Genomic DNA, 11,566 nt, shown 5'->3' with positions numbered 1-11,566 from the left:
ATTATCAACCGAATGGTAGGGCGCGATATGACGAACCGTTTCCCGCCGAAGGCGTACAAGCCGGGGAAGGAAGTCGTGCTGAAGGTGGACGATCTGTGTTCGCCGCTGCCGAAGTCGTTCCAGCATGTGTCGTTTGAGCTGCATAAAGGAGAAATATTGGGCATCGGCGGTCTGGTAGGCGCACAGCGTACAGAGATGGTCGAGGCTTTGTTCGGTCTGCGTGCGATTGCATCGGGCCATGTGGAAAAGGACGGCAAGCCGTTCAAGGTGAAGTCGGTGCGCGATGCAAAGGCGCATGGGCTGGCGCTGTTGACGGAGGAACGCCGTCAGAGCGGCGTATTTGGCATTCTGTCGATCGAGGACAACACGGTCATTGCTGCACAGAAGAGCTTTGCAAAGCATGGCGTGTTGCAGGAGAGCAAACGCTTTAAAGCGGCGACCGAATCGAACGAAAGCATGCACACAAAGACGCCGAGCATGAAGGAATTGATGCAGAACCTGTCGGGTGGCAACCAGCAGAAGGTTCTGATTGCGCGCTGGTTGTTGACGCATCCGGACATCCTGATATTGGATGAACCGACACGCGGTATCGACGTTGGTGCAAAGTATGAGATCTATACGATCATGCATGACCTGATTAAGGAAGGCAAGTCGATTATCATGATCTCTTCGGAAATGCCCGAACTGTTGGGCATGGCGGACCGCGTCATGGTCATGTGCGAAGGCCGTGTCACGGGCTTCCTGGACCGCGGCGAGGCGGACTCCGTTGGCGTTATGCGTTTGGCTACCAAATTTATGTAAGGAGAGGAACATCACTATGGAACACACAAAGAGCATCCCACGCAAGCGGTATGCGTCGATCTTTGTCGGCGTTGGCGTGGTATTGGCCATCCTTGGCGTTATCTTTTTGTTCGCCCTGGATGCTGAGAAAACATTTGACCTTCCCTGGTTTATCGTTGGAATCGGGGCAATCGCCATTATCTATGGCGTAGCGCAAATGCTTCAAAGCAATCGCTTACACCCGGAAGTTTTCTTTTCTGCAAGAACGGCGAAAAACTTTTTGACAAATAACGCAATCATGCTGGCATTGTTGGCGTTGGTTGTCGTGATTTGCTTTATCGAGCCGCGCTTTATGCAGGTACAAGTACTTCTCGATATTTTAACGCAGTCCTCCACGCGACTGATTATCGCATTGGGTATCTGTTTTGCACTGTTGATTGCAGGTACGGACCTGTCCGCCGGACGTATGGTCGGTTTGGCGGCTGTTATCTCCACCTCTATGCTGCAAACCGCTACATACGCGAACCGGTTTTACCCGGATCTCCCGCAGGTTCCCGTCATTTTGCCGATCATCGCAGCAATCATAGCTTGCATGCTGTTTGGTATGGTCAATGGCTTCTTGGTTGCAAAGTATGACATGCATCCCTTCATCGCCACCTTGGCTGTGCAGGTTATGATCTACGGTGCATGTTCTCTGTATTTCGATATGCCTCCGAACAGCTCCCAGCCGATCGGCGGCGTCCGTCCGGATTTTGCCGCAATCGGTCAAACAAAGTTGTTTGGCAAATTTTCCATCCTGATTCCAATCGCAATCTTCTTTACGATCGCCATTTGGTTTATCTTGAATAAGACCACCTTTGGAAAGGCGGTTTATGCGATCGGCGGTAACCGGGAAGCGGCCGTAGTATCCGGTATCAATGTATTTAAGACTATTATGCTGATCTTTATCCTCGCTTCCTTCATGTACGGGGTTGGCGGCGTGTTGGAAGCCGCCCGGACAGCTGGCGCAACCAACAACTATGGCGACGGCTATGAGACAGATGCCATCGCAGCCTGTGTAGTCGGCGGTGTATCTTTGAACGGCGGTATTGGCACCGTCGGCGGTATTGTCAGCGGTGTGTTGATTTTCACGGTCATCCAGTATGGTTTGCAATTCATCGGTATTAGTCCGATGTGGCAGCAGATTATCAAAGGAATTATTATTGCCGTGGCGGTAGCAATTGATCTGTCCAAGTACAAGCGCAAATAAGCGATTCCATATACCCATTGCCAGAGAAAATACCCGAAGAAGCCCTTCTGCAGAAGGCTCTTCGGGCATTTTCCCATCAATCGAACCCCACAAAATCCTTCTTGACAAACATCAAAAAATCTGTTACCCTATATTCATACCAAACGAATGTATGAAAAGAGGAAATGCATGGCTCGTAATAAGTACCCAGAAATTACCGAAAAACGAATTCTCGATGCGGCACTCAAGTTGTTCATGGAAAAAGGATATGAACAAACCACGATTCAAGACATTGTGAATGAACTTGGTGACCTGAGCAAAGGCGCGGTTTATCACCACTTTAAGTCCAAGGAGGATATTGTTGATGCAGTCACTACACGCGTCTCCATGGAATCGAACCCATTTGACCGTGTCCAAGAGATGAAGGAGCTAAACGGGTTGCAAAAGATCCGCCAGACTTTTCTTCTTTCTCTTGCGAATCAAAAACAATGGGAAATGTACCACCTGTTCCCCTCTCTTTTGAAAAATCCAAAATTCCTAGCGCAGACGGTTCAAGACAGCGTTCAGTTGGCTCATCTATTGGAAAGAATGATCGAAGAAGGAAATAAAGACGGCTCCCTCTCCATTCCATATCCAAAACAGACTGCTGAGTCCATTCTTCTATTGGTCAACGTCTGGATCAATCCAGCGGCTTTTCCCGTATCCAGGAAAGAATTCATGCAAAAACTTGCTTTTTTAGAGGATATGCTCGAAAAATTGGGTCTGCCCATTGTGGACGATGAGCTTCGTGAGGTTGCTCAGAATTTTTGCGTGAATATCCTGCCAGAATAAGCCATGGGTTCCTCACTTTTGTGATCCTTTTGTAAGCCATTCTTCTGAATGGCTCTCTTTTTTCTTCTTTTCATACCTTCGTCCGGTATTTATACTTTTAATTGAAAGCAGGTGTCTGTTATGTATCAAAAGTTGATGAATCGCGACTTTTCTCTGGTCGTCATCGGTCAAATTATCTCTCTGTTTGGAAATTCCATCCTACGTTTTGCGTTGCCCCTCTATCTGCTCGATCAGACCGGTTCGTCCGCTCTGTTTGGATCGGTACTTGCCATTTCAATGATTCCCATGATCCTATTTTCCCCCATTGCCGGCATGGTAGCAGACCGCGTCAACCGCCGCAATATTATGGTGATACTCGACTTCAGTACAGCCGCCCTGGTAGCCGTATTTGGTCTACTCAATGCCTCTGGAAATCCCGCTGTCCTAGTTGCGATCATGCTTATCTGCCTTTCTGTCATCCAGGCCTTTTATCAGCCAGCGGTTCAGGCAAGCATTCCCGTTCTTTCCAGTACCAACAACCTCTTGAGGGCCAACGCCATCATCAATCAAGTACAATCGCTCTCCAATCTGATCGGTCCTATCCTCGGCGGAATGCTTTACAGTGTGTGGGGCGTCGTACCGGTCATTTGGGCCAGCGCAGCCAGCTTCCTCTTTTCCGCTGTGATGGAGATTTTCATCCATATTCCTTTCGAAAAACGTGCAGCTAGCGGCGGAATTCTTACCACTGCAGTAAATGACTTAAAAGAAAGCTTACATTTTATGATACGCGAGAGGCCAGTTATTTTGAGAGTGGTGATCTTTGTATCGCTGTTCAACCTAGCTTTGAGTTCCCTGATTACCGTAGGAGTCCCCTCTATGGTCAAAATCACCCTGCATTTGTCCAGTTCCCTTTACAGTCTGACCCAAGTACTTTTAGCCGCTGGTGCACTCTGCGGTGGCATTCTAGCCGGCATACTCGCCCCCAAACTTTCCCTGCGGAATATGCACTGGGTGCTCTTGCTGGCTTCTCTCTGCCTTCTGCCGATTGGTATTTCTCTGGCATTGGGCGCCTCTATCATGGTCAGTTATGTGGTCATTACCACATGTGGATTTGTCTTTATGGGATTGGGTACACTGTTCTCTGTGATGATGCTGGCTTTTTTGCAGAAGGAAACCCCTCGCCATCTGATCGGCAAGGTTTTGTCGTATGTCGTCGGGCTCTCCATCTGCTCTCAACCAGTTGGGCAGGCGCTCTACGGGTTTCTATTTGACGCATTGGTAGAACAACCGCAGTGGATTCTTTTCGTTGCGGTGGTATTCTCCGTCATCGTTTCTCTGATCTCCAAAAAGACCTTCGCTCATTTGGAAGAATCCGCAACTTAATGTCCGCCTGACCCGATCGCGGTGTTGGAAACAAAGGTGTTCTCCCTTGTGTTGAAAAACCTTTTCCAAGCAACGCAACATGTCCCGAAGGAATGGTCCGAGGTGTTAAAAAATTTTGAGTAGGATGAATCGTCTTTTCTTGCTGCAATGGAGTATCTGTTTCTGACATTTTCGTCAGGTTCGAGGATCGTTTCTATACTGCAAGAGAATTTGAATGGTTAAGCGAAGAAATGGAAAAATTAGAATAGCTTGTAGACTGGACGGACCCTAACAGAGTGCGAAGCGCCGGTGTAGTCCGTACGTCCACTGGCGTCCACATTAGCCAAAGCAGCCGCAGAAACGACGTCTCTGATCCAGAAAGTAGATACATACATTCTTGTATTATGTATAAATACGGATATAGGAGTAATGCCGGAATCATGTAAGGATTACTGACATTTCCCTGCTTCTATTCATTCCTATCTGCTTGATAAATCCGGTATTTACAAGCATTGAAAAGCCATCGCTATTCCAGTCAGTTTCTATATAAAACGGAAATGGCAAAATCGCGGTCGTCCACGCGTGTTTTCCATGACTCCACAATCTAGCTTCTCCCAACTTTCCTATCGGTTTCCTTATAATGGCAAAAGAACACAGAAAAAACCAACGCAAACAACGATGGTTGTAGGACAATCATAAGAAACGGCAAAAGAAAACCTAAAAAAACACAGAAATGACGCCTTGGAATCCAAAAAATATGGATTCCAAGGCGTCCTGTTGTCCAATCTTTATTTCTCTATTTACTCCATGTGCTTATACAGGAAAATGTCACCAAACTGTATTTTCAAAAAATGGTTAAATATCATGCACATCTCCCGCAAAAAAGCCGTAACTGTAAACCCCTTCGGGACAGAATAACTCCCTTTCCTCCCTGCTTCTCAAGCCAAGGCGCACCTTCGGCAACACATCATCATCGACGGTCTACTCCGACGTCCACTTGCCTCTTTACAAAAACTACGGCAGGAAGAGGTATCTTCTCCAGTTCCCTTTTCACTTTTAATGGCTTCCTGGAGCTCCACATTCCCTTAGGGAAGGGTATTTCAGGCGTTTTATCCGACACGTTTTTTTCCACCTGTATGTCCCAGTACATAAGTCACAAAGAAAATCGCCGCGGCTATTAAAACGATGGTTCCCCCCGCTGCCGTACCCATATAATAGGATGCAATAAGCCCGCTGACACCGGAGAACAACGAGATACCAATGGCCCAAAAGTGATAAGAACGCATACTCTTGGCCAAATTCCTTGCAGAAGCTGCCGGCAACACCAAAAGGGAATTGATGATTAGAATACCCACCCACTTGATTGTAATCGTAACAATCACAGCAACAATCACCACAAAAAGCTTTTCCATCAGGCGGGTATGAATGTTTTTGCTTGCCGCCAAATCCGTATTGACGCTTGTCAGTAGAAACCGGTTGAAAAACACCACCCAAACCAGGAGTACGGCTGCCAATACAATGGCCAGCAGGCCAATTTCAGACGGCTGTACGGTCAAAATATCCCCGATCAAATAACTGGAGTATTTTGCGAAGCCGCCTGTTGCAGAAAGCAGCACGACGCCTAACGCAAGGCCGGTGCTGGAAAAAACGCCGATGATTGTATCTGCAGACGAGGTTCCGGAACTCATAACAGCTGATATACATAGGGCAAACAGAAGCGCAAACCCCAACATAGAGAGCAGGTAATTGTCCACCCCAAGCAGCACACCGATGGCAATCCCGGTCAAGGCCGAATGGCCGAGTGCATCCGAAAAAAAGCTCATCTTATTGTTTACCACCATGGTCCCGACTAGGCCAAATAAGGGCGTAATCAACAGCACTGCTAGAAATGCATTTTTCATATAGGAGAATTCGGTCCATTCAAACGGCAACAGTGTGTCGATCAAGCTGTACAAAGCACTCATGCGTGTACACCCCCCACTACATCCAGCCCAAACGTCTCCCGTACCTCCGGCGAAGCCATCACCTTTTTCACATCTCCGCTGACCCGGATGGTCCGGTCAAGCAGTGCCGCACGTGTGGCATAGCGCGCAACATGGGATAGATCGTGAGAAACCAAAATGACTGGCATATGATATTCGCTGCGCAAAGAAGTCACCAGATCATAAAAGACCTCGATTCCTTTTCGATCCACGGCGGAAACCGGTTCGTCCAGCAACAGCATATCCGGCATGGGTTCGAGGGCAAACGCCAACAGCACCCGCTGCATCTCCCCTCCGGATAGACTTCCCAAACGCTTCTGTAGAAGGTTCTTTCCACCGACCTTTTGCAGCATGGCATCTGCACGCGCCATCTTTTCTTTCTTATGTCCCAACCAAACGGGAAATTCCGAGAGATTGGCGCAAAGCATGTCTGCAACCGTCATAGGCGTGGAACGGTCAAAAATCATATTTTGCGGCACATAACCAATGCGGGGCTTTTCCACGCGCTCCCCTTTTGGATTGGTAAAAAGGATACTGCCTGTATAGGGAATCCTCCCCAAGAGAGCCTTGAGCAAGGTGGTTTTGCCCGCGCCATTTCGCCCGATAATCGCCATAATTTCACCGTGGTGTACATCCAATGTAACATCATGGATGATCGTACCATCGCGTTTACGCACGGTCAATCCGCGAATCTGCGTACTACATTTGCATTGTTCCATGTTTGAACCTCATCTATTTAGTATTATAATATCAAAATAATACGAATTGTAAAAGAAAAAGGCATTTTATGTGCTGCCCAATGCCTCTTTCAGAACTTCCATATTCTGTTCCATTGCGCGCAAGTACGCATCCGGATCGTTCTCCCCCGTGACAGCTGGGTCCAGGATATAGACCTCCGCTCCACTCTCCTGTGCGATGATCTGCGCTGCATCGGTGGAATATTGGGGTTCTGCAAACACAGCTTTTACACCCGTACTTTCAATCAACCGGATGGTATCCGCCAATTCTTTGGCGCTGGGCTGGCTGTCCGGCTCCCGATTCACAACCTTGACAATATGCAGATCAAATTCCTCTGCAAAATAAGGGAATGCCTCGTGAAAAGTGATGATGTCCCGGTTTGGCAGATTGTCCAGGGTTTTATGCATACGCCCGCGCAACGCACTGAGCTTCGCCAGATATTCCTGGGCATTTTCCTCTATAGCATCTGCATCCTCTGGATCTGCTTCTTTTAATCCATCTGCAATTGTCCGCACCTGCTGCATACAGTTGGAAATAGATACCCAGATATGAGGATTTGCGTCACCGTGGTCATGGTCGTACACTTTTTCATCGTGATCATGGGACTCCTCGCCGCTCATGAGCAAGGAGATTCCTTCGCTGGAATCGATCACACGCAAATCAGGAAGCTGATCGGTCACTTTTTCCATGAAACTCTCCATCCCAGCTCCGTTGATGACAAAGACGTCCGCTTGCTCAATATTTTTCATATCCTTCGACTGCAATTGATAGTCGTGCAGGCAACCGGTCTGTTGCCCTGCCATATTGTCCACCTGCACCCCTTCAATCCCATCTGTAATATTGAGCGCCATAATATACAAAGGGTAAAATGATGTTACAATCCGAAACCGTGGGGGATCTACCGTCTGACGAGGCGTGCAGCCAGTTGGTATCAGCCATAACAGGCATATACACAAAATTGCGGCGATCACACGCCGCAAAGGATAAAAAACGCCGGAGTTACCGGCGTATACGTTCTTTTTCACGGGAACCTCCTAAATGCAAATGATTTGCATTTACTATCATACCCCGATGTCCCCGGTCTGTCAAGGGGAAACATGGTGCTCAAAAAGGCTTCTTTCCATCCAGCCAGCCCTGGCGGCTCCAATATGCTGCGTCAGCGCTCGTCCCTGCTTTCTTCTTCTGCATCATCCGCATCACAAAAAAGAGGGCGCATGTATGTAGGGTCGGGCGCTTCTTCGTTCCCAAAGAGCGCCAAAAGAGGTCTGTTGTATGGCGGAGTTTCTTCTCGATGCTCTGTTTTCGAGTGGGAGGAATGGCATCCCATCCCGGCGCAAAGATGGAAATCCCACAGGAAAAAATGCGCCGGACTCCCCAATGCTTCAAGGAGCGGGCGATCGAGGCATTGGCATCTTTGGTTCCTCCTCCTGCAGCAGTAGAAATCACCAAGGCAGATTTTTGAAACATCTCCGGATATGGGCGATGTACCATGTAGAAATAGCCTGTGTGATCCAAGAACGCTTTCATCTGTGCCGTCATGTCCATCACATAGACCGGCGTTGCAAAAATCAAACCATCCGCATCGCGCATCGCTTGAATCACCGGTTGAACATGTGCCGCATGCGGACACTTCTCCTCATGTCCCTCGATGCAGGTATAGCAACCACAGCAAAAATCGTGGGATTCCGTTTGCAAAAAGTATTCGTTATAGTCCACCTTTCCCAATCGGTTCAATTGCTCTTTGATGACTTGTACCGCTGCGTACGTATTTTTCTTTCGCGGGCTACCATAAAGAATACAAATCTTCATACGCTCTTTCCTCACACTCCTTTAAACTCTTGTGAGCATGTTCCGGATTTGCGGCAGTTTTTCCTCCGCATCTGCCATCCCCATCTGATACGCCTGCTTCAAACGATCCGGATCTTTTTCATATCGCCCCACAGGGATAGGTCTGCTGGGACGAATTAGAATCGCCTTCCCCTCTTTTTCCTGTTGATTGCACAGTTCGACCTCCCGATTGTACATCTGCGGCCGGCGCAACATAGCGTCAATAAACAGAGGATATTCCCCATACTTTGCCCGAAGCGCGGCGCGGGGAAACTCCGGGCGGCCCCCTTTTCGATAGGACGCGTCACGCGTCAGAACCACTACATTATAGGAGTTTCCATCCTCCAAGGAACATTGCAGTGGAATCGACGTCGAACAGCCCCCGTCCAACAGCGCATGCCCTTGATAGAAAACGATTTCCGATACAAAAGGCATTGCGCTGGAAGCGCGTACAGGAAGGAAACGTTCATCCATCTCTTCCTTTCCGAAAAAAAGCGGTTTCCCCGTGTACAAATCGGTGGTTCCTGCTTTGAGCTGCACAGGCGATTCAAAAAAGGCCTTATAATCAAATGGCAACAGCTTGCGCGACAATTCCCCAAAAATAAAATCGAAGCCAAACAGGTTTCCCGTCCGGCGCAGGCTGGCCACGCTCATATAGCGGTCGTCCTGGATATAATCATAAAAGATGTGGAAATTTCGTCCCACCTGCCCCGAAATATAGCTCAAGGCGTTACACGCCCCTGCGGAAATTCCGTAGACCACTGGGAAAATAATCTGATTTTTGCTAAATACGTCCAATACTCCGCTGGTATAAGCGCCGCGTGTTCCGCCGCCTTCCAAGACTAGGCCAACCGGCATAATAGATTCCCCTTTCTCTATTCGACAGACCAGTACGGATGCGAAGGCATATTCTGCCATGTCCACCCACTGGTTCGAAGTTCTTTTCTCTTATCTATTTTTTCAGTATAGGGCAAACACCCCATATTTACAAGCGAATGGATGTGAGATTAAAAAAATTTTACAAAACCTCTTGATTTTTCCCCTTGCTTCAGCTATAATAATGAAGCACTTTAGAAACGCCTCATCCTTTCTGCCCTGATAGAAAGGGCCTGGCGCTCTCTGTCAGGGGACGAGCTGCCAAAGAAAATGGACGTTTAGCTCAGTTGGCTAGAGCATTCGCTTGACGTGCGAAGGGTCACAGGTTCGAGTCCTGTAATGTCCACCAAAAAGCTTTTGGAATGAATTGTTCCAAAAGCTTTTTTTTTATTTTTGCAAGTTAGAAAAGCAGTCGGGTCATTTCGCTTTTGCCATATATGGGTAGCCCATAAGTAGAAACACAGTGGCATTTCTTTCGCCGCTTATAAAGGAGCCCGACGCTTTCAGAGACACCGATAAAATATATATTCCCGTTGCAAAATAGGAACATTACCAGGTTATTCTTATAAATATTTTTATATACGATCAACCATCCTACAAAAAAGGACGCTCTACTCCGGGTAAATCCGGCTGATCTGTAGAGCGTCCTTTTTGCCTATTTTTTAGAGCGTCATGCACGATTCTTTTTTGATTAAGCAAGTTCTCGCCTTGAGGAATACAAGATCGTATGTCGGGTAACTGCGGTGAGCAACCGCGCCGGTTTTTCGAGTTCTCGATGGACCGCATACGCACCAGCCCCAAGTAGAGAGGGATTTGGATGCAATTGATTTACTTCCACAACAATGTTACCAGCCAAGAGAGCGTTCGTCCGACTCTCGACACTTTTTGTAATCACATCCAACATCATTTCCGGATAAATTTCTGCCAGTTGATCGCCAATCACAATTTTCCCTGGATTTAACTGATTCATCAAACTGACAATCCCCATCGCTAGGAACCCGCAGACATACCGGTATGCATCACAGGCAACGCGATCCCCATTTTTGATCGCTTGAGATAAAGCATGTACATTCAAACAATTCCGATGCAGCCTGGAGATAGCTCCATGGTCAAGTTGTTCTGAAATCCGTTCGAATAACGCACGCATGGAACCGTATTGTTCCAGACATCCGCGGTTTCCGCAAGCACATATCGGACCGTCAAACTGAATACTGCTGTGACCAAATTCTCCAGCAAGGCTTTGTTGACCGAGCAGAAGCTTGCCATCGACAATCATTCCGCAGCCTATGCCCTGTCCAGCTAAAATATACACCATGTTTTGTGTATGGGCGTCGTGGCTATTGTACCAAAGCTGTGCGAATGCACCCGCATTTGCATCATTGAGAATATAAAGGGGCAAATCTAATCCTCTGGAAAGGGTCTCCCGCACTGGGCAGTCTTGCCAGCCAGGCATCCCTGTCACAAAGAGAAGCCGGTCTTCGCTCTCCTGGTAAGGGCCGGGGACCGCCACCCCTGCGGATAAGATCTCCGCATCCGAATGTTCCCGGACAATGGTCTGGATCATCGTCCGCACCCGTTCTAATGCAGCCTCTCCCTGTTCTTCTGGGACAATGGGACATTCCCATTTGTCATATAGTTTTCCAGAAAGCCCCATCAGGCAAGCCGTACAGGTCTGGCGAGTCAAATGAACGCCGATCACCTGAAATCGTTCGTCATTCAGAGTTAAACCAATCGAACGCCGGTTTTTCTCTCCGGCAATTAAACCTGTTTCCACTACGAGTCCGCTGTGAATAAGTTCTCCTACAATATTGGTGATCGTTGCCTGACGCAATCCGGACAGCTTCGCCAAGGTTGCACGCGAACAAAGGCCCTCTTGTCGAAGAAGATTGAGGATGAGCGAACGATTAATCATCTGTATTTTTGCCTGGTTAACGCTTGTTTGATCCATTATTGAAATCACCTC

10 protein-coding genes and 1 tRNA gene are annotated in these 11,566 nt (G+C 48.0%); 5 read left to right on the top strand and 6 right to left on the bottom strand.

Annotation, left to right across the window (positions count from 1 at the left end):
• The 4 genes from B9Y59_RS02075 to B9Y59_RS02060 all read left to right on the top strand — a co-directional run.
• Nucleotides 1-801, top strand: an 801-nt coding sequence (locus B9Y59_RS02075) for an ATP-binding cassette domain-containing protein (RefSeq protein WP_143255351.1), incomplete at its 5' end; no start/stop codon positions are given.
• A gap of 16 nt (nt 802-817) precedes the next feature.
• Nucleotides 818-2,029 (top strand): galactose/methyl galactoside ABC transporter permease MglC, encoded by a 1,212-nt coding sequence (mglC, locus tag B9Y59_RS02070; RefSeq protein WP_085531521.1) that lies wholly within the window; start codon nt 818-820, stop codon nt 2,027-2,029.
• 168 nt (nt 2,030-2,197) lie between these two features.
• Nucleotides 2,198-2,839 (top strand): TetR/AcrR family transcriptional regulator, encoded by a 642-nt coding sequence (locus tag B9Y59_RS02065; RefSeq protein WP_085531519.1) that lies wholly within the window; start codon nt 2,198-2,200, stop codon nt 2,837-2,839.
• 120 nt (nt 2,840-2,959) lie between these two features.
• Nucleotides 2,960-4,201, top strand: coding sequence for an MFS transporter (locus B9Y59_RS02060; protein ID WP_085531517.1), 1,242 nt, complete (start codon nt 2,960-2,962; stop codon nt 4,199-4,201).
• Nucleotides 4,202-5,289: 1,088 nt separating this feature from the next.
• On the opposite strand, the gene B9Y59_RS02055 is transcribed toward B9Y59_RS02060, so the two are convergent.
• The 5 genes from B9Y59_RS02055 to B9Y59_RS02035 all read right to left on the bottom strand — a co-directional run bounded on the left by B9Y59_RS02055 (nt 5,290) and on the right by B9Y59_RS02035 (nt 9,585).
• Nucleotides 5,290-6,144, bottom strand: coding sequence for a metal ABC transporter permease (locus B9Y59_RS02055; protein WP_085531515.1), 855 nt, complete (start codon nt 6,142-6,144; stop codon nt 5,290-5,292).
• The gene (locus B9Y59_RS02050) at nt 6,141-6,881 is read right to left on the bottom strand and encodes a metal ABC transporter ATP-binding protein (RefSeq protein WP_054324856.1); all 741 of its coding nucleotides are present in this window, start codon (nt 6,879-6,881) and stop codon (nt 6,141-6,143) included. Before B9Y59_RS02050 ends, B9Y59_RS02055 begins: the two co-directional genes overlap by 4 nt.
• A gap of 66 nt (nt 6,882-6,947) precedes the next feature.
• On the bottom strand, nt 6,948-7,925 hold the full coding sequence (locus tag B9Y59_RS02045; protein ID WP_242967188.1) for a metal ABC transporter substrate-binding protein: 978 nt from the start codon (nt 7,923-7,925) through the stop codon (nt 6,948-6,950).
• A 79-nt stretch (nt 7,926-8,004) separates the two neighbouring features.
• Nucleotides 8,005-8,709 carry a flavodoxin family protein gene (locus B9Y59_RS02040; protein WP_085531513.1) on the bottom strand — a complete coding sequence of 235 codons (705 nt, stop codon included), beginning with the start codon at nt 8,707-8,709 and terminating at the stop codon, nt 8,005-8,007.
• A gap of 21 nt (nt 8,710-8,730) precedes the next feature.
• A complete protein-coding gene (locus tag B9Y59_RS02035) occupies nt 8,731-9,585 on the bottom strand; it encodes a patatin-like phospholipase family protein (RefSeq protein ID WP_158088918.1) in 855 nt (284 codons plus the stop codon).
• 290 nt (nt 9,586-9,875) lie between these two features.
• On the opposite strand from B9Y59_RS02035, the gene B9Y59_RS02030 reads away from it, so the two are divergent.
• Nucleotides 9,876-9,952: transfer RNA gene (locus B9Y59_RS02030), tRNA-Val, on the top strand.
• Between the two features lie 342 nt (nt 9,953-10,294).
• Here the strand turns inward: B9Y59_RS02030 and B9Y59_RS02025 are convergent.
• A complete protein-coding gene (locus tag B9Y59_RS02025) occupies nt 10,295-11,551 on the bottom strand; it encodes an ROK family transcriptional regulator (protein WP_085531509.1) in 1,257 nt (418 codons plus the stop codon).
• Nucleotides 11,552-11,566: the final 15 nt, after the last annotated feature.

The sequence above is a fragment of the Anaeromassilibacillus sp. Marseille-P3371 genome, from assembly GCF_900169665.1.
In the GTDB taxonomy this organism is placed as follows: domain Bacteria; phylum Bacillota; class Clostridia; order Oscillospirales; family Acutalibacteraceae; genus Anaeromassilibacillus.
This window is presented reverse-complemented; position numbering and strand designations above follow the sequence as displayed.